Annotated in this window: 13 protein-coding genes and 3 rRNA genes; 13 read left to right on the forward strand and 3 right to left on the reverse strand. The window is 66.9% G+C overall.

Translation table 11 applies throughout. The features are described from left to right. Positions 1-20: 20 nt before the first annotated feature. Positions 21-806: a sporulation protein gene (locus JEQ17_RS36070; protein WP_200399167.1), complete on the reverse strand. Its 786-nt coding sequence runs from the start codon at positions 804-806 to the stop codon at positions 21-23. A 167-nt stretch (positions 807-973) separates the two neighbouring features. On the opposite strand from JEQ17_RS36070, the gene JEQ17_RS36075 reads away from it, so the two are divergent. The 6 genes from JEQ17_RS36075 (at position 974) to JEQ17_RS36100 (ending at position 9,786) form a co-directional block, all read left to right on the forward strand. Beyond that, entirely contained in the window at positions 974-1,615 is a 642-nt protein-coding gene (locus JEQ17_RS36075) for a DNA-3-methyladenine glycosylase (protein ID WP_200399168.1), read from the forward strand. A gap of 544 nt (positions 1,616-2,159) precedes the next feature. Further along, positions 2,160-3,686 (forward strand): 16S ribosomal RNA (locus JEQ17_RS36080). A 322-nt stretch (positions 3,687-4,008) separates the two neighbouring features. Beyond that, positions 4,009-7,130, forward strand: a 23S ribosomal RNA gene (locus tag JEQ17_RS36085). A 105-nt stretch (positions 7,131-7,235) separates the two neighbouring features. Beyond that, positions 7,236-7,352: ribosomal RNA gene (gene rrf / locus JEQ17_RS36090) — 5S ribosomal RNA — on the forward strand. Together the 16S, 23S and 5S rRNA genes form the textbook arrangement of a ribosomal RNA operon. Positions 7,353-7,534: 182 nt before the next feature. Then, on the forward strand, positions 7,535-9,025 hold the full coding sequence (locus JEQ17_RS36095) for a hypothetical protein (protein ID WP_234048816.1): 1,491 nt from the start codon (positions 7,535-7,537) through the stop codon (positions 9,023-9,025). Next, positions 8,908-9,786 (forward strand): tetratricopeptide repeat protein, encoded by an 879-nt coding sequence (locus tag JEQ17_RS36100; protein ID WP_234048817.1) that lies wholly within the window; start codon positions 8,908-8,910, stop codon positions 9,784-9,786. Before JEQ17_RS36095 ends, JEQ17_RS36100 begins: the two co-directional genes overlap by 118 nt. Before the next feature lie 88 nt (positions 9,787-9,874). On the opposite strand, the gene JEQ17_RS36105 is transcribed toward JEQ17_RS36100, so the two are convergent. After that, complete coding sequence (locus JEQ17_RS36105) at positions 9,875-11,164, reverse strand: DUF1015 domain-containing protein (protein WP_200399169.1); 1,290 nt, start codon at positions 11,162-11,164, stop codon at positions 9,875-9,877. Between the two features lie 72 nt (positions 11,165-11,236). On the opposite strand from JEQ17_RS36105, the gene JEQ17_RS36110 reads away from it, so the two are divergent. From JEQ17_RS36110 to JEQ17_RS36125, 4 genes are all read left to right on the forward strand, one after another. After that, a complete protein-coding gene (locus tag JEQ17_RS36110) occupies positions 11,237-12,265 on the forward strand; it encodes an HAD hydrolase-like protein (RefSeq protein ID WP_200399170.1) in 1,029 nt (342 codons plus the stop codon). A 148-nt stretch (positions 12,266-12,413) separates the two neighbouring features. After that, the gene (locus JEQ17_RS36115) at positions 12,414-13,457 is read left to right on the forward strand and encodes a FecCD family ABC transporter permease (protein ID WP_200399171.1); all 1,044 of its coding nucleotides are present in this window, start codon (positions 12,414-12,416) and stop codon (positions 13,455-13,457) included. 71 nt (positions 13,458-13,528) lie between these two features. Further along, positions 13,529-14,572: a FecCD family ABC transporter permease gene (locus tag JEQ17_RS36120; protein WP_200401898.1), complete on the forward strand. Its 1,044-nt coding sequence runs from the start codon at positions 13,529-13,531 to the stop codon at positions 14,570-14,572. 11 nt (positions 14,573-14,583) lie between these two features. Further along, on the forward strand, positions 14,584-15,471 hold the full coding sequence (locus tag JEQ17_RS36125) for an ABC transporter ATP-binding protein (RefSeq protein ID WP_200401897.1): 888 nt from the start codon (positions 14,584-14,586) through the stop codon (positions 15,469-15,471). A 58-nt stretch (positions 15,472-15,529) separates the two neighbouring features. Here JEQ17_RS36125 and JEQ17_RS36130 read toward each other — a convergent pair whose 3' ends face one another. Further along, positions 15,530-15,877 (reverse strand): SCP2 sterol-binding domain-containing protein, encoded by a 348-nt coding sequence (locus tag JEQ17_RS36130; protein ID WP_189840197.1) that lies wholly within the window; start codon positions 15,875-15,877, stop codon positions 15,530-15,532. 168 nt (positions 15,878-16,045) lie between these two features. Here JEQ17_RS36130 and JEQ17_RS36135 point away from each other — a divergent pair, with 168 nt between their 5' ends. From JEQ17_RS36135 to JEQ17_RS36145, 3 genes are read left to right on the forward strand one after another with little or no spacing between them, the layout of a single operon-like run. Then, on the forward strand, positions 16,046-16,390 hold the full coding sequence (locus tag JEQ17_RS36135; RefSeq protein WP_200401899.1) for a hypothetical protein: 345 nt from the start codon (positions 16,046-16,048) through the stop codon (positions 16,388-16,390). A gap of 7 nt (positions 16,391-16,397) precedes the next feature. Continuing rightward, positions 16,398-17,213, forward strand: coding sequence for a TlyA family RNA methyltransferase (locus JEQ17_RS36140; protein WP_200399172.1), 816 nt, complete (start codon positions 16,398-16,400; stop codon positions 17,211-17,213). Beyond that, positions 17,210-18,115 carry an NAD kinase gene (locus tag JEQ17_RS36145; protein WP_200399173.1) on the forward strand — a complete coding sequence of 302 codons (906 nt, stop codon included), beginning with the start codon at positions 17,210-17,212 and terminating at the stop codon, positions 18,113-18,115. The genes JEQ17_RS36140 and JEQ17_RS36145 overlap by 4 nt, the downstream gene beginning before the upstream one ends. The last annotated feature ends 190 nt before the right edge of the window (positions 18,116-18,305 follow it).

Consider the following 18,305-nt stretch of genomic DNA (forward strand, 5'->3'; position numbering starts at 1 on the left):
TGGAAACTCTCGCCCCGAGCCTAGAACCAGTTGCGCTTGCTACCGACCTCGGACAGCCACTGGGTGAGATACGCGGTCCAGTCGGTCCCCTGGAAGTCGTTCAGCCCCACCTTGAAGGAGCGGAACGTGTCGCTGCCCTCACTGAAGAGACCCGGCTTCTTGTCCATCTCCAGTACGACGTCCATCTCACGGTCGTCCGCGACGAAGCTGAGCTCGACCTGGTTGAGACCGCGGTACTGCTGCGGCGGGAAGAACTCGATCTCCTGGTAGAAGGGCAGCTTCTGCCGCGTACCCCGGATGTGGCCGCGCTCCAGGTCCGCGTTCTTGAAGCGGAAGCCCAGCTGGATGAACGCGTCCAGGAGCGCCTGCTGCGCGGGCAGCGGGTGCACACTGATCGGGTCCAGGTCACCGGAGTCCACCGCGCGCGCGATCTCCAGCTCCGTGGTCACACCGACGTTCATCCCGCGCAGCGGCTGCCCGGCGATGGTCGTGATCGGCGTCTCCCACGGGATCTCGAGCCCGAACGGCACCGCGTGCACCCCGCCGGCCTGCAGCTCGAAGGCACCGCCGAGCCGCAGCTTCGTGAACTCGACGTCCTGCTTGTACTCCTGGTCGTCATGGCCCTCGACCTCGACCCGGGCCTGGAGACCGACCGACAGACCCTCGATCGCCTGGTTCACGGACCCGCCCTGGATCCGCACCTCACCCTGGACGACGCCGCCGGGAACGACGTTGACCTCGGTCAGCACCGTCTCGACCGAAGCCCCACCGGCCCCCAGGCTCGCGAGCAGCCGCTTGAACCCCATGTCTTTTCCTCCTCGGGCAACGCCCCGTTGTTGTTCTGTCCGGATCGGATCCTTGATCCATACAAACGCGATCCAGCCGTGTCCGGTTCCGCGCACTCACCCTGGCAAGACGCACGCTCCCTGACCACCCCGCACGCAGTCACACCTCTGCACTACGCTCGTACGCCATGATCGCGGCCCCTGACCGTACGCCCCTCACCCGGGAGTTCTTCGACCGACCCGTACTGGAGGTCGCCCCGGACCTGTTGGGGCGCGTGCTCGTGCGCACCACCCCGGACGGTCCGATCGAGCTCCGCCTCACGGAGGTCGAGGCGTACGACGGTCCGAACGACCCCGGCTCCCACGCCTATCGCGGTCGCACGGCCCGCAACGGCGTGATGTTCGGTCCGCCCGGGTACGTGTACGTCTACTTCACCTACGGCATGTGGCACTGCATGAACCTGGTGTGCGGCCCGGAGGGCAGGGCGAGCGGGGTCCTGCTCCGCGCCGGCGAGATCACCGAGGGCGCCGAACTGGCTCGCAAACGTCGACTTTCGGCCCGATATGACCGGGAACTGGCCAAAGGCCCGGCCCGTCTGGCCACGGCCCTCGGGATCGACCGGGCTCTCGACGGCACGGACGCATGCGCCACCGAAGGTTCACCCCTGAGCCTTCTCACGGGCACTCCGGTCCCCTCCGACCAGGTACGCAACGGTCCACGCACCGGTGTGTCCGGCGACGGAGGCGTCCACCCGTGGCGCTTCTGGGCCGACAACGACCCGACGGTGAGCCCTTATCGGGCCCACACCCCCCGCCGTCGCCGAACTTGACTCTCCCCTGGGGGGTCCGTAATGTAGCCCGAGCCGCTGAACCGGGTACGGCGTTCAGTCAGCAGTCGGAAGCGGCCAACCCACTACCTACGACTTCCTCTGAGCGAGGGCGAATTCGGCGTGCCTGCATGCCTGAATTCAAGCTTGCGGAACTCGATTATGAGTTGCTGAGGGAATCGGCTAACGTAGTGAATGTCGAAAGGCCGCGAGGCCAAAAGGCAAAGCCCACCGACTGGGAATCACGGCCCGAAAGGGTCTGATAGAGTCGGAAACGCAAGACCGAAGGGAAGCGCCCGGAGGAAAGCCCGAGAGGGTGAGTACGAAGGAAGCGTCCGTTCCTTGAGAACTCAACAGCGTGCCAAAAATCAACGCCAGATATGTTGATACCCCGTCTCCGGTCGTCATGGCCGAGGATGAGGTTCCTTTGAAAAAGTCCTGTCGGGCATTGTTCCGGCAGGCGCACAGCGAGGACGCAGTGAACGACCGGTCTTATTCCGGCTGGTTGTTCCGCTCTCGTGTGTGTTGTCCCGATTACGGGAATACATTCACGGAGAGTTTGATCCTGGCTCAGGACGAACGCTGGCGGCGTGCTTAACACATGCAAGTCGAACGATGAAGCCCTTCGGGGTGGATTAGTGGCGAACGGGTGAGTAACACGTGGGCAATCTGCCCTTCACTCTGGGACAAGCCCTGGAAACGGGGTCTAATACCGGATAACACTCCTACAGGCATCTGTGGGGGTTGAAAGCTCCGGCGGTGAAGGATGAGCCCGCGGCCTATCAGCTTGTTGGTGAGGTAGAAGCTCACCAAGGCGACGACGGGTAGCCGGCCTGAGAGGGCGACCGGCCACACTGGGACTGAGACACGGCCCAGACTCCTACGGGAGGCAGCAGTGGGGAATATTGCACAATGGGCGAAAGCCTGATGCAGCGACGCCGCGTGAGGGATGACGGCCTTCGGGTTGTAAACCTCTTTCAGCAGGGAAGAAGCGAAAGTGACGGTACCTGCAGAAGAAGCGCCGGCTAACTACGTGCCAGCAGCCGCGGTAATACGTAGGGCGCAAGCGTTGTCCGGAATTATTGGGCGTAAAGAGCTCGTAGGCGGTCTGTCGCGTCGGATGTGAAAGCCCGGGGCTTAACCCCGGGTCTGCATTCGATACGGGCAGACTAGAGTGTGGTAGGGGAGATCGGAATTCCTGGTGTAGCGGTGAAATGCGCAGATATCAGGAGGAACACCGGTGGCGAAGGCGGATCTCTGGGCCATTACTGACGCTGAGGAGCGAAAGCGTGGGGAGCGAACAGGATTAGATACCCTGGTAGTCCACGCCGTAAACGGTGGGAACTAGGTGTTGGCGACATTCCACGTCGTCGGTGCCGCAGCTAACGCATTAAGTTCCCCGCCTGGGGAGTACGGCCGCAAGGCTAAAACTCAAAGGAATTGACGGGGGCCCGCACAAGCAGCGGAGCATGTGGCTTAATTCGACGCAACGCGAAGAACCTTACCAAGGCTTGACATCGCCCGGAAAGCATCAGAGATGGTGCCCCCCTTGTGGTCGGGTGACAGGTGGTGCATGGCTGTCGTCAGCTCGTGTCGTGAGATGTTGGGTTAAGTCCCGCAACGAGCGCAACCCTTGTTCTGTGTTGCCAGCAACCTCTTCGGAGGGTTGGGGACTCACAGGAGACTGCCGGGGTCAACTCGGAGGAAGGTGGGGACGACGTCAAGTCATCATGCCCCTTATGTCTTGGGCTGCACACGTGCTACAATGGCAGGTACAATGAGCTGCGATGTCGCAAGGCGGAGCGAATCTCAAAAAGCCTGTCTCAGTTCGGATTGGGGTCTGCAACTCGACCCCATGAAGTCGGAGTTGCTAGTAATCGCAGATCAGCATTGCTGCGGTGAATACGTTCCCGGGCCTTGTACACACCGCCCGTCACGTCACGAAAGTCGGTAACACCCGAAGCCGGTGGCCCAACCCCTTGTGGGGAGGGAGCTGTCGAAGGTGGGACTGGCGATTGGGACGAAGTCGTAACAAGGTAGCCGTACCGGAAGGTGCGGCTGGATCACCTCCTTTCTAAGGAGCATCTAGGCCGCCAAGCTCTGCTTGGTGGTCCAGGGCCATTACGTCGGCACACGTCCGACGGTGGTTGCTCAAGGGTGGAACGTTGATTATTCGGCCGGTTCACGAGCCGGAGGCTTGCAAGTACTGCCCTCGTAAGAGGGTGTGGAAAGCATGATCTCTGGGCGGGAGCCGGCTGGGCACGCTGTTGGGTGTCTGAGGGTACGGACCTTGTGTCTGGATCTTCAGTGCCGGCCCCAGTGAACTCGCCCGTAAGGGTGGGGTGGTGGGTGGTTGGTCGTTGTTTGAGAACTGCACAGTGGACGCGAGCATCTGTGGCCAAGTTTTTAAGGGCGCACGGTGGATGCCTTGGTACCAGGAACCGATGAAGGACGTGGGAGGCCACGATAGTCCCCGGGGAGCCGTCAACCAGGCTTTGATCCGGGGGTTTCCGAATGGGGAAACCCGGCAGTCGTCATGGGCTGTCACCCACATCTGAACACATAGGGTGTGTGGAGGGAACGCGGGGAAGTGAAACATCTCAGTACCCGCAGGAAGAGAAAACAACCGTGATTCCGGGAGTAGTGGCGAGCGAAACCGGATGAGGCCAAACCGTATACGTGTGAGACCCGGCAGGGGTTGCGTGTACGGGGTTGTGGGATCTCTCTTTCACAGTCTGCCGGCTGTGAGACGAGTCAGAAACCGTTGGTGTAGGCGAAGGACATGCGAAAGGTCCGGCGTAGAGGGTAAGACCCCCGTAGTCGAAACATCAACGGCTCGTTTGAGAGACACCCAAGTAGCACGGGGCCCGAGAAATCCCGTGTGAATCTGGCGGGACCACCCGCTAAGCCTAAATATTCCCTGGTGACCGATAGCGGATAGTACCGTGAGGGAATGGTGAAAAGTACCGCGGGAGCGGAGTGAAATAGTACCTGAAACCGTGTGCCTACAAGCCGTGGGAGCGTCGCTCATCAAGTTTACTTGGTGGGTCGTGACTGCGTGCCTTTTGAAGAATGAGCCTGCGAGTTTGCGGTGTGTTGCGAGGTTAACCCGTGTGGGGAAGCCGTAGCGAAAGCGAGTCCGAACAGGGCGGTATAGTAGCGCGCTCAAGACCCGAAGCGGAGTGATCTAGCCATGGGCAGGTTGAAGCGGCTGTAAGAGGTCGTGGAGGACCGAACCCACCAGGGTTGAAAACCTGGGGATGACCTGTGGTTAGGGGTGAAAGGCCAATCAAACTCCGTGATAGCTGGTTCTCCCCGAAATGCATTTAGGTGCAGCGTCGTGTGTTTCTTGCCGGAGGTAGAGCACTGGATAGGCGATGGGCCCTACCGGGTTACTGACCTTAGCCAAACTCCGAATGCCGGTAAGTGAGAGCACGGCAGTGAGACTGTGGGGATAAGCTCCATGGTCGAGAGGGAAACAGCCCAGAGCATCGACTAAGGCCCCTAAGCGTACGCTAAGTGGGAAAGGATGTGGAGTCGCAGAGACAACCAGGAGGTTGGCTTAGAAGCAGCCACCCTTGAAAGAGTGCGTAATAGCTCACTGGTCTAGTGATTCCGCGCCGACAATGTAGCGGGGCTCAAGCGTACCGCCGAAGTCGTGTCATTTCAGCATATAGGGCCAACGCCCGCTGGGATGGGTAGGGGAGCGTCGTGTGCCGGGTGAAGCCGCAGCGGAAGCTAGTGGTGGACGGTTCACGAGTGAGAATGCAGGCATGAGTAGCGATACACACGTGAGAAACGTGTGCGCCGATTGACTAAGGGTTCCTGGGTCAAGCTGATCTGCCCAGGGTAAGTCGGGACCTAAGGCGAGGCCGACAGGCGTAGTCGATGGATAACCGGTTGATATTCCGGTACCCGCTGTGAAGCGTCAAACATTGAACCAGGCGATGCTAAGTCCGTGAAGCCGCCCTGGAGCCTTCGGGCAAAGGGGAGTGGTGGAGCCGACGGACCAGACCTGTAGTAGGTGAGTGATGGGGTGACGCAGGAAGGTAGTCCAGCCCGGGCGGTGGTTGTCCCGGGGTAAGGGTGTAGGCCGAGTGGTAGGTAAATCCGCTACTCATCAAGGCTGAGACCTGATGCCGAGCCGATTGTGGTGAAGTGGATGATCCTATGCTGTCGAGAAAAGCCTCTAGCGAGTTTCATGGCGGCCCGTACCCTAAACCGACTCAGGTGGTCAGGTAGAGAATACCGAGGCGTTCGGGTGAACTATGGTTAAGGAACTCGGCAAAATGCCCCCGTAACTTCGGGAGAAGGGGGGCCATCACTGGTGATCGGATTTACTCCGTGAGCTGGGGGTGGCCGCAGAGACCAGCGAGAAGCGACTGTTTACTAAAAACACAGGTCCGTGCGAAGCCGTAAGGCGATGTATACGGACTGACGCCTGCCCGGTGCTGGAACGTTAAGGGGACCGGTTAGTGCACTTTCGGGTGTGCGAAGCTGAGAACTTAAGCGCCAGTAAACGGCGGTGGTAACTATAACCATCCTAAGGTAGCGAAATTCCTTGTCGGGTAAGTTCCGACCTGCACGAATGGCGTAACGACTTCTCGACTGTCTCAACCATAGGCCCGGTGAAATTGCACTACGAGTAAAGATGCTCGTTTCGCGCAGCAGGACGGAAAGACCCCGGGACCTTTACTACAGTTTGATATTGGTGTTCGGTTCGGCTTGTGTAGGATAGCTGGGAGACTGTGAAGTCATGGCGCCAGCCATGGTGGAGTCGTCGTTGAAATACCAGTCTGGTCGTGCTGGATGTCTAACCTGGGTCCGTGATCCGGATCAGGGACAGTGTCTGATGGGTAGTTTAACTGGGGCGGTTGCCTCCTAAAGAGTAACGGAGGCGCCCAAAGGTTCCCTCAGCCTGGTTGGCAATCAGGTGTTGAGTGTAAGTGCACAAGGGAGCTTGACTGTGAGACCGACGGGTCGAGCAGGGACGAAAGTCGGGACTAGTGATCCGGCGGTGGCTTGTGGAAGCGCCGTCGCTCAACGGATAAAAGGTACCCCGGGGATAACAGGCTGATCTTCCCCAAGAGTCCATATCGACGGGATGGTTTGGCACCTCGATGTCGGCTCGTCGCATCCTGGGGCTGGAGTCGGTCCCAAGGGTTGGGCTGTTCGCCCATTAAAGCGGTACGCGAGCTGGGTTTAGAACGTCGTGAGACAGTTCGGTCCCTATCCGCTGTGCGCGTAGGAATATTGAGAAGGGCTGTCCCTAGTACGAGAGGACCGGGACGGACGAACCTCTGGTGTGCCAGTTGTCCTGCCAAGGGCATGGCTGGTTGGCTACGTTCGGGAGGGATAACCGCTGAAAGCATCTAAGCGGGAAGCCTGCTTCGAGATGAGTATTCCCACCAACTAGATTGGTTAAGGCTCCCAGTAGACGACTGGGTTGATAGGCCGGATGTGGAAGCCCTGTAAGGGGTGAAGCTGACTGGTACTAATAGGCCGAGGGCTTGTCCTCAGTTGCTCGCGTCCACTGTGTCAGTTCTGAGACAACGAACAGTTGTCGGCTTTTGAGCAGAACACCAACTGAAAAGTGTGCTTGTTCGCTCGAAACCATTAGGGTTTCGGTGGCCATAGCGTGAGGGAAACGCCCGGTTACATTCCGAACCCGGAAGCTAAGCCTTACAGCGCCGATGGTACTGCAGGGGGGACCCTGTGGGAGAGTAGGACGCCGCCGAACAATATTTGGAGGACCTCTGGTCCCAGCGACTCGCTGGGACCAGAGGTCCTTTTTTGTTTTCCGAAGCGCGCTGGGTACCCGGCTGCGCGAGAATGACTTGCGGTACCGATGACAGGAGTCACCCATGTCCACCAACTCTCCCGACGAGCGACCGGAGCGCGACCAGCGACGCCGGGACAGTGGTGACCGCGGCGGCTACCGAGGGGGTCCGCGCCGCGACAACGACCGTGGCGGGAACGGCCGGCGCGACGACCGTCGTGATGACAGCCGTGGTGGCGGCGGGGACCGTGGCGGCTTCCGTCGCGACGACAACCGTGGTGGCAGCGGCAGTGGTGGCAGCAGTGACCGTGGTGGATTCCGTCGTGACGACAACCGCGGTGGTGGAAGTGGTGGCAGCGGCGGCGGATTCCGCGGGCGCGACGACCGTGGCGGTGGTGGCCGTCCGCCGTTCCGTCGTGATGACCGTCCCAGTGGGCCGAGCCGTGATGACCGTGACCGCGGTGGATTCCGCCGTGACGACGACCGTGGTGGCCGTCCGCCGTTCCGCCGTGACGACGAGCGGGGCGGCCCGCGTCGCGACGACAACCGCGGCGGCAGTGGTAGCAGCGGCGGCGATCGGGGTGGCTTCCGCCGTGACGACCGGCGCGATGACAACCGTGGCGGCAGCAGCAGCGGCGGTGACCGTGGTGGCTTCCGGCGCGACGACCGTCGTGATGACAGCCGTGGTGGCGGCGGGGACCGTGGCGGTTTCCGTCGCGACGACAACCGTGGTGGCCCTCGGCGTGATGGCGACCGTCCGCCGTTCCGTCGTGATGACCGTCCCAGTGGGCCGAGCCGTGATGACCGTGACCGCGGTGGATTCCGCCGTGACGATGACCGTGGTGGCCGTCCGGCGTTCCGTCGTGACGACCGTCGGGACGATGACCGTGGTGGTCGTCCGCCGTTCCGTCGTGATGACCGTCCCAGTGGGCCCAGCCGTGATGACCGTGACCGCGGTGGATTCCGCCGTGACGACGACCGTGGTGGCCGTCCGGCGTTCCGTCGTGACGATGAGCGGGGCGGCCCGCGTCGCGACGACAACCGCGGCGGTGGCGGCGATCGCGGCGGCTTCCGCCGAGACGACAACCGTGGCGGCGGCAGTGGCGATCGTGGTGGCTTCCGTCGCGACGACCGTCGTGACGGTGACCGTCCCGGTTATGTCCGTCGGGATGATCGGCGTGACGACCGTCGCGATGACAATCGTGGCGGCGGCAGCAGCAGTGGCGGTGGCGACCGTGGTGGCTTCCGGCGTGACGACAACCGCGGTGGCAGCGGTGGCGGTTTCCGTGGGCGCGACGACCGTGGTGGACGAGGTGGCGACGACCGTGGTGGCCGTCCGGCGTTCCGCCGTGACGACGAGCGGGGCGGACCGCGTCGCGACGACAGCCGTGGCCGTCCCGGTGGCGCCGGCGGTGGCGGCGGGTTCCGTGGGCGGGACGACCGTGGTGGACGGGGCGGCGACGACCGCCGTGGCGGCGGGCGCTTCCGTGACGAGCGGGAACGCGACCGCGAGCCGATCAAGCGGCTGCCGATCCCGGACGACGTCACGGGCGAGGAGATCGACAAGGACGTACGGCAGGAGCTGCAGAGCCTGCCCAAGGGGCTTGCCGAGGATGTCGCCCGGAACCTGGTGATGGTGGCCAGGCTCATCGACGAGGACCCCGAGGGTGCGTACGGCTACTCCAGGGTGGCGCTGCGGCTGGCGTCGCGTGTCGCCGCCGTGCGGGAGGCGGCCGGCTTCGCCGCGTACGCGAGCCAGAAGTACAGCGAGGCGCTCGCCGAGTTCCGGGCCGCGCGGCGTATGACCGGCAACGTGGACCTGTGGCCTGTCATGGCGGACTGCGAGCGCGGTCTCGGGCGGCCCGAGAAGGCGCTCGACATGGCCGGGGCCCCCGAGGTGCAGAAGCTCGACAAGGCCGGCCAGGTCGAGATGCGGCTCGTGGCCGCAGGCGCGCGGCGGGACATGGACCAGCTCGACGCGGCCATCGTCACACTGCAGAGCCCCGAGCTCGCCTCCAACTCCGTGCAGCCCTGGACCGCGCGACTGCGTTACGCGTACGCCGACGCGCTGCTTGCGGCCGGGCGTGAGGGCGAGGCGCGTGAGTGGTTCGCCAAGGCCGTCGAGTCCGACAAGGACGGCAGCACGGACGCCTCGGACCGGCTCGCCGAGCTGGACGGTGTGGAGTTCGTCGACGCACTCGTCGAGGACGACGGTGACAGCGATGGCGACAGCCACAGCGACGGGGATGCCGAGGACGTGAACTCCGAGGTTCCGGAGACGGAGTCGGCACCTGAGCCGGTCGAGGACAGCGTCGACGACGATGGCCTGGTCGACGTGGACGACGTGGAAGACACAGACGGCGACGAGGGCGACGAGGGCGATCTGAAGGGCTGACAGCCGCGCAGGAGTCGTACGCGCGCGAGTACGAGCACATACGAGTACATGGGCGGGATCCCCGAGGGGGTCCCGCCCATTCGTGTTTTCAGGGGCCCAGGGTGCGCAGCACCAGGCCCGATGCCGGTTTCGGGCCGAACGACGTCGACTTGCGGGGCATCGTGACGCCCTGGCTCGCGAGGTCGCGTACGACCTCCTCGTGGACCGGGTGCATCAGGACGGCCGTGCCGCCGTCGCGCTCCGCCTTGGCGACCGTGGCGGCGGTGTCGTGGATGTAGGCGATGTGTTCCGGGACGTCGGGTATCTGCCACACATGGTCGAGGAGCGTGGCGTGCAGGACCGTCGCGTCGAGGGTGCGCCAGGTCTCGGGGCGGTCCGCCGGGATCGTACGGGCGAGCAGGTCGGGGGACGGGCGGTCGACGAGGTGGAAGGTGCCGTCGCCCGTGAGGAGGTACGCGTTTCCCTCGGTGGCCGCTACGGAGAGGGACTCCAGAGCCCTGGAGAGAGGGCCGTCGACCTGGCGTACGCGGAAGTCGTCGCCGAGGGCGGCCAGGGCGTCGGCCACCGGGAGGCGGTGCAGGAGGCGGTGGATCGCGCGGACGCGCAGTGGGTAGCGGGCGGTGTCGACGAGGAGCACCAGGCCGAAGTCCCAGGGGCTGGGGGAGGGATGCTCCGCGCGTAGACGCAAGTACGTCGCCCAGCGGTGGTGGCCGTCGGCGATGAGGGCCTGGCGGTTGGCCAGGTCTGTCCGGATCTCGGCCAGGTGCGCCGGGTCGGTCACGGCCCACAGGCGGTGGCTGAAGCCGTCCTCCGTGGTGGTGGACAGCAGGGGAGGGCGCACGGCGGCGCGCTCCACGACGGCGGTCGTGCCGGAGGCGGAGCCGTTGCCGCGGTAGGTCAGCAGCAGGGGTTCGAGGTTCGCGGACGTGGCGCGCATCAGGGCCGCGCGGTCCGCGACGACGTGCGGCATGACGTCCTCGTGGGGCAGGACCACGCCGTCCGACGCCTCCGACAGGCGCAGGGCGCCGATGATGCCCCGTTGCAGCATGCCGTCGCCGTCGCGTTGCTCGTAGACGTACAGGCCCGGCACGGAGTCCGTGATCAGGACGCCCTCGGACAGCCAGCGGTGCAGGGTGTCCGCCGCCTGCTCGTTGCGGACGCTGGGCGTGGTGGCCTGGGGGAGGATCAGCCGGACGATGTTGTGCGGGTCAGCCGATTCGAGGTGGTGGAGACCGTCGGGCCGTACGACCACGTCGTACGGCGGGGACGTGACGGCGGAGAGGCTGCCGACCCGGTCGGGGTCGTAGCGCAGACCCCGGAACGGGGTCAGATCAAGGCCCATGCGTGCCGGTACGTCCGCGGGACCTGCAGTGTTCATTGGTGCATCGTAAGTGTGTCAGTGCCATGCGGGATGATCGGGGGAAAGGGATCGAACGAGGAGCGATGCGTAATGAGCCAGACCGTGAGGACGCGCCCCGAGGGCAGTGACCGGGCCCTGAGCGAGGCGTACGACACGGCGCTGCTCGACCTGGACGGGGTGGTGTACGCGGGCGGGAACGCGATCGCGTACGCGGTCGACTCGCTCGGCACGGCCCGTGCGGGCGGAATGCGTCTCGCGTACGTGACGAACAACGCGCTGCGGACGCCCGACACCGTCGCCACGCACCTCACGGAGCTGGGGATACCGACCGAGGAGGCGGACGTCATCACCTCGGCGCAGGCGGTGGCCCGGCTGATCAGCGAGCAGGTGCCCCAGGGGGCGCGGGTGCTGGTGATCGGCGGGGAGGGGCTGCGGGTCGCGCTGCGCGAGCGCGGGCTCGAACCGGTCGAGTCGGCCGAGGACGAGCCGGTGGCGGTCGTGCAGGGGTACGGCGGGCCCGATCTGCCGTGGGGCCGCTTCGCGGAGGCCTGTTACGCCATCGCGCGCGGGGTGCCGTGGTTCGCGTCCAACACCGATCTGACGATCCCGAGCGCGCGCGGGATCGCCCCGGGCAACGGCGCGGCCGTGGAGGTCGTACGGATCGCGACCGGCGGTGAGCCGCAGGTGGCGGGCAAGCCGTTGCCGCCGATGCACCGCGAGACGATCCTGCGCACCGGGGCGGAGCGGCCGCTGGTGGTGGGGGACCGGCTCGACACGGACATCGAGGGGGCGTTCAACGGCGAGGTGGACTCGCTGCTGGTGCTGACGGGTGTGACCGACGGGGCGCAGCTCCTGGCCGCGCCGCCGCAGCACCGGCCGACGTACGTCGACGCCGATCTGCGGGGGATGCTGACCGGACAGCCGGAGGTCGTCGAGGCGGGCGAAGGGTTCCGCTGCGGGGGCTGGACGGCGACGGCAGGCACCGAGCGGCTGGAACTGGACGGTGAGGGCGAGGCGATGGACGGGCTGCGGGCGCTGTGTGCCGCCGCCTGGACCGCCGCCGGTGACAGGGCGTGTGAGCTGGACGGGGGCAAGGCGCTGGCGCGGCTGGGGCTTTGAGCGCGGGCCCGGCGGATTCGGCCGGCCCTTCTGGGACCCTTCGGGGGCTCTTCGGCGGGGCCCCGGAGCGCGGCCTCAGGAGGGTGGTTGCGCAGGTCACCGCATACGGGGATCGTGGCTCGTGGCGAGGGTAGGCTAACCTAACCGGGTGTTGGTCGACAGTCCCCCCGAACCGAGCGCGGAGACCGCCCCCGCGCCCCCAACCCGCCGGGCGATACGGGCCGCTGGGCTTGTCGTGTCCCTCGCCGTGCTGGTGCTCGTCGCCCTGGCGAGCATCGCGATCGGCGCAAAAGAGCTGTCCCTGGAGCAGGTCTGGCACGGTCTGTTCGAGGACTCGGGAACGTACGGCGACGTCGTGGTGGGCGAGCGGCTGTCGCGTACGGTCCTCGGGCTGCTCGTCGGCGCCGCGCTCGGCCTCTCCGGGGCGGTCCTCCAGGCGCTCACCCGCAACCCGCTCGCCGACCCGGGGCTGCTCGGCATCAACGCCGGCGCGTCCGCCGCGGTCGTCACGGCCATCACCTTCTTCGGTGTCACCTCGCTGAGCGGCTATGTGTGGTTCGCCTTCGCGGGCGCGGCCGTCGTCGGGGCACTCGTGTACTTCCTGGGCGGCAGCCGGGGTGCCACGCCGGTGCGGCTCGCGCTCGCCGGCACCGCGATCAGCGCCGCGCTCTACGGCTATCTGCAGGCCGTGATGATCACGGACGAGGCCGCGCTCGGCAAGATGCGCTTCTGGACCGTCGGTTCGCTGGCCTCGGCCACGAACACGACCATCGAGCAGGTGCTGCCGTTCATCGCGGCCGGCACGGTCCTCGCGCTGGCGCTCGCCCGGCCGTTGAACGCCATGGCCATGGGTGACGACACCGCCCGCGCGCTCGGGGCGCATCTGAACCGCACCCGCGGGCTGTCCATGGCCGCCGCGACCGTGCTCTGCGGGGCCGCGACCGCCGCCTGCGGGCCGATCGTCTTCGTCGGGCTGATGGTTCCGCACGTCGTACGGTCCTTCACCGGGCCCGATCTGCGCTGGATCCTGCCGTACGCCACCGTGCTGTCGCCGGTGCTGCTGCTGGGCGCCGATGTGATCGGCCGGATGGTCGCCCGGCCCGCGGAGCTCCAGGTCGGCATCGTCACCGCGATCCTCGGCGGACCGGTCTTCATCTTTCTCGTACGACGGCGGAGGACGGCGCAGCTGTGAAGCCCCCACGCAATCAGGCCGTGCACGACCAGACAGGACGCGATCACACAGGCCACGACCAGGCAGGTCCGGTGCGGGCCTTCCGGGCTCGGACCGTTCGTACCGGCGGTGGCCTTTCGGTCCGTTTCGATGTCCGGGCGTTCACGGTCGTCGTGCTGCTGCTCGTGGCCGCGCTCGCCGCGAGTGTCGTGCTCATCGGCACCGGCGACTTCCCGATACCGGCCGCCGACGTCCTCAGGACGCTGCTCGGCGACGGGGACGCGGGCCAGGAGTTCATCGTCAACGAGCTGCGCCTGCCGCGGGTCCTCGTCGGGCTCCTGGTGGGGGCCTCGCTCGGGCTCGGCGGTGCGCTCTTCCAGACCATCTCCCGCAATCCGCTGGGCAGTCCGGACGTACTGGGCCTCGGGCAGGGCTCGACGGCCGGCGCGCTCGTGATGATCGTGCTGTTCTCGGGGAGCGCCGCCCAGGTCGCCGCCGGGGCGCTGGTCGGCGGTCTGGTGACCGGGCTCGCCATCTATGTGCTCGCCTGGAAGCGGGGTGTGCACGGATATCGGCTGGTTCTGGTCGGTATCGGTGTCTCCGCGATCGTCACGGCGGTCAACGGCTATCTGATCACCAAGGCCGACCTCGTCGACGCGGCCCGTGCCGTCGTCTGGATGACCGGCTCGCTCAACGGCCGTGACTGGGCCCAGGTCTGGCCGCTGCTCGGCCTGTGCGCGGTCCTCGTACCGCTGGTTCTCGGCAACGCGCGCGGGCTGCGGATGCTGGAGATGGGCGACGACGTGGCGTACGCGCTCGGCGTGCGGGTGGAGCGGACGCGGCTGCTGCTGTTGGTGGCCGCCGTGCTGCTCACCGCGGCCGCCACCGCGGCCGCGGGCCCGGTCGGCTTCGTCGCGCTCACCGCGCCACAGCTCGCGCGGCGCCTCACCCGCTCGCCGGGACCCAACCTCGTGCCCGCCATGTGCATGGGCGCCACCCTGCTGGTCGTCGCGGACTGGGCCTCGCAGCGTGCCTTCGGCGCCGACCAGCTGCCCGTCGGCGTGGTGACCGGAGTGCTCGGCGGTGTCTATCTGCTGTGGCTCCTGGTCACCGAGCGGAAGGCGGGCCGGATATGAACGCCGACGACATGGCGAGCAAGCCGAGTACGGGCTCCGATGGCGGGCCGCGCACGAACACCCGAAGGAGCACTGTGAACCGCCTGTCCGCCGAGAACGTCACCCTCGCCTACGACCAGCGCGTCATCACCGAGCAGCTGTCGGTCGAGATACCGGACAACTCGTTCACGGTGATCGTCGGCCCGAACGCCTGCGGCAAGTCCACGCTGCTGCGGGCCCTGTCCCGCATGCTGAAGCCCAGCCAGGGCCGGGTGCTGCTCGACGGGCAGGTCATCCAGTCGATGCCCGCCAAGAAGGTGGCCAGGACGCTCGGGCTGCTGCCGCAGTCGTCGATCGCGCCCGACGGGATCACCGTCGGCGACCTCGTGGGGCGCGGTCGCTATCCGCACCAGGGGCTGCTGCGCCAGTGGTCGACCGAGGACGAGCGGATCGTGCGCGAGTCCATGGCCTCGACCGGAGTCGCCGAACTGGCCGACCGATACGTCGACGAGCTCTCCGGAGGCCAGCGCCAGCGCGTGTGGATCGCCATGGCGCTCGCCCAGCAGACCCCGCTGCTGCTGCTCGACGAGCCGACCACCTATCTCGACATCCAGCACCAGATCGACGTGCTGGACCTGTGCGCGGAGCTCCACGAGGAGCAGGGCCGCACCCTGGTCGCCGTACTGCACGACCTCAACCACGCGGCCCGGTACGCCACCCATCTGATCGCCCTGCGCGAGGGCTCGGTGATCGCCGAGGGCGCCCCGGCCGACATCGTCACGGCCGAGCTGGTCGAGGAGGTCTTCGGGCTGCGCTGCCAGGTGATCGACGACCCGGAGACGGGTACGCCGCTGGTGGTGCCGGCGGCGCGGAAGGCACGTACGACCGCCGCCGCGCCTGCCGGTGTCGCGAAGAGCTAGTGCTTCCGCGGGATCGCCGAGGGCCGACGCCGGGGCCGAGGAGGGGGCGGAAGGGCCTTCAGAGGAGCTTTCTGAGCCTGAGCAGGTCGCGCAGGCCGGCTTCGAGCTTGACCCGGCCCGAGCCCCAGGCCTTCGCGAAGTTCAGCTCGCCGTCGACCATCGCGACCAGGTCGTCGCCGGTCATCGTGAGCCGGATCTCGGCCTTGTCGGGCGGCGGGCCCTGGAGCGTGTCGAGCACCTCGATCCGGCCGTCCTTGAGACGGCCCACGAAGGTGATGTCGAGGTCGGTGATGCGGCAGCTCAGCGAGCGGTCCAACGCCGCCGCGCTGCGTACGTCGCCGTCCGCGCCCGCCATGTTGTCCGAGAGCTTGTCGAGTGCGCTGCGGCACTCCTCAATCGTGGCCATCGCGATCGACGGTACCCCAGCGCTTCGCGGTAGCGTCGGGTCATGAGCGACTCCATGACCGGCCCGGAGACGGGGGCCCTCGACGCAGGACCCCCCGGTGCGGAGGCCCGGATTCCGGCCGAGCCCGTGCCCGAGCCGCTGCCGGCGCCGCCCGCGGACCCCGAGGCCATGGCCGGGCCTCGGCCCGGGCCCGAAGGCGGGCCCGACGCTCGGGCCGAGACCGGGCCCGCCGTGGAACCGGTGGAACCCACGGAACCCACGGAACCCGAGGACGATCCCGCCGCACCCGCTCCCCTCCACGTGCCGCGTACGCCCACTGGCAACGCCGAGGTCGACGCACAACTCGACCGGTTGGCCGATGTGGACCACCTCGCCACGGACGGCCATGTGGAGGTGTACGAGGATGTGCACAGGGGGCTGCGCGACGCGCTCACCGCGCTCGACGCCCGCCCGGGACCTCCGGCGCCCCCTGCGCCGCAGAGCAGCAACGACAGCAACAGCAACAGGAGCTGAACCGAACGTGGCAGGAGTGGCACGACGCCGCCTCGACGCCGAACTGGTCCGACGTAAACTCGCCCGCTCGCGCGAGCACGCCGGACAGCTGATCGCCGCCGGGCGGGTCACCGTCGGCAAGACCCTCGCGACCAAACCCGCCACCCAGGTGGAGACCGCCGCCGCCATCCTGGTCACCCAGGACGACGACGATCCCGACTACGTCTCGCGCGGCGGCCACAAGCTCGCCGGGGCGCTGGAGGCCTTCGTACCGCTCGGCCTGGCGGTCGAGGGACGGCGGGCCCTGGACGCCGGCGCCTCGACCGGCGGGTTCACCGATGTGCTGCTGCGCGCGGGCGTCGCCCACGTCGTCGCCGTGGACGTCGGGTACGGGCAGTTGGCCTGGTCTCTTCAGAGTGATGAACGCGTCACCGTCAAGGACCGTACGAACGTACGCGAGTTGACGTTGGAGGCGATCGATGGGGAGCCGGTGGATCTTATTGTCGGTGACTTGTCCTTCATCCCACTCGGCCTGGTGCTGCCCGCCCTTGTGCGGTGCGCGGCGCCCGGAGCCGACCTGGTGATGATGGTCAAGCCGCAGTTCGAGGTGGGCAGGGAACGGCTCGGGAGCGGCGGAGTCGTCCGCAGCCCCGAGCTACGGGCGGACGCCGTGCGCGGTGTGGCCCGGCAGGCGGGGGAACTGGGACTCGGGGTGAACGGCGTGACGGCCAGTCCGTTGCCCGGGCCCTCGGGGAATGTCGAGTACTTTCTGTGGCTGCGTGCCGGGGCACCCGCACTGGACCCGGCCGACGTTGACCGTGCAGTGGCGGAGGGGCCGCGTTGACACAGACCCGAGCTCGTACTGTTTTCCTGCTCGCCCACACCGGACGGCCCGCGGCCATCCGCAGTGCCGAGCTCGTCGTCCAGGGGCTGGTGCGTTCCGGTCTCGGCGTACGGGTCCTGGAGGCGGAGGCGGCCGATCTGCCGCTGCCGGAGAGCGTGGAACTCGTCAAGGAGGCGACACCGGAGTGCCTCGACGGGTGTGAACTGCTGATCGTCCTCGGCGGTGACGGGACGCTGCTGCGCGGCGCGGAGTTCGCCCGCGCCTCCGGGGTGCCCATGCTCGGCGTCAACCTCGGGCGTGTCGGCTTCCTCGCGGAGGCCGAGCGCGACGACCTCGACAAGGTCGTCGACCGGGTGGTGACGAAGGCGTACGAGGTCGAGGAGCGCATGACCGTCGACGTCGTCGTGCACAGCAACGGCGATGTCGTCCACACGGACTGGGCGCTGAACGAGGCCGCCGTGCAGAAGGCGGGGGCCGAGAAGCTCCTTGAGGTCGTGCTGGAGATCGACGGGCGGCCGGTGACCGGCTTCGGCTGCGACGGGATCGTCCTGTCGACGCCGACCGGGTCGACGGCGTACGCGTTCTCCGCGGGCGGGCCCGTGGTGTGGCCGGAGGTCGAGGCGCTGCTGATGGTGCCGATCAGCGCGCACGCCCTGTTCGCCAAGCCGCTGGTGACCTCGCCGAACTCGGTGCTGGCCGTGGAGGTGCTGCCGCACATCCCGCCCGGGGTGCTGTGGTGCGACGGCCGCCGCACGATCGAGCTGCCGCCCGGTGCGCGGGTGGAGGTGCGGCGGGGGGCCGTGCCGGTGCGGTTGGCGCGGCTGCACCATGCCTCGTTCACCGATCGGCTCGTCGCGAAGTTCGCGCTGCCGGTGGCGGGTTGGCGGGGCGCTCCGCACTGAGTGCTCCGCAGGGGGCGGGGGGATGTTGTTGGTCTGGTGCGGGCCGGTGGGGGTTGCTCGCGCAGTTCCCCGCGCCCCTGAAAGACGGGGCTGCGCCCCTGTCTTTCGTCCTTCGCGCCCGCAGCCGGGAGACGGGCAATTCGGTCAACCGGACCGGGGCGATTGTGGAGGGACTGGGGCGGCGTCGCGC

Source organism: Streptomyces liliifuscus (assembly GCF_016598615.1).
GTDB lineage: Bacteria > Actinomycetota > Actinomycetes > Streptomycetales > Streptomycetaceae > Streptomyces > Streptomyces liliifuscus.

Coding starts and splice junctions, on each gene's coding strand:
- JEQ17_RS36105 (WP_200399169.1), bottom strand. CDS start 11,164: ATGAACACTGCAGGTCCCGCGGACGTACCGGCACGCATGGGCCTTGAT.
- JEQ17_RS36130 (WP_189840197.1), bottom strand. CDS start 15,877: ATGGCCACGATTGAGGAGTGCCGCAGCGCACTCGACAAGCTCTCGGAC.
- JEQ17_RS36070 (WP_200399167.1), bottom strand. CDS start 806: ATGGGGTTCAAGCGGCTGCTCGCGAGCCTGGGGGCCGGTGGGGCTTCG.
- JEQ17_RS36110 (WP_200399170.1), top strand. CDS start 11,237: ATGAGCCAGACCGTGAGGACGCGCCCCGAGGGCAGTGACCGGGCCCTG.
- JEQ17_RS36125 (WP_200401897.1), top strand. CDS start 14,584: ATGGCGAGCAAGCCGAGTACGGGCTCCGATGGCGGGCCGCGCACGAAC.
- JEQ17_RS36135 (WP_200401899.1), top strand. CDS start 16,046: ATGGCCGGGCCTCGGCCCGGGCCCGAAGGCGGGCCCGACGCTCGGGCC.
- JEQ17_RS36075 (WP_200399168.1), top strand. CDS start 974: ATGATCGCGGCCCCTGACCGTACGCCCCTCACCCGGGAGTTCTTCGAC.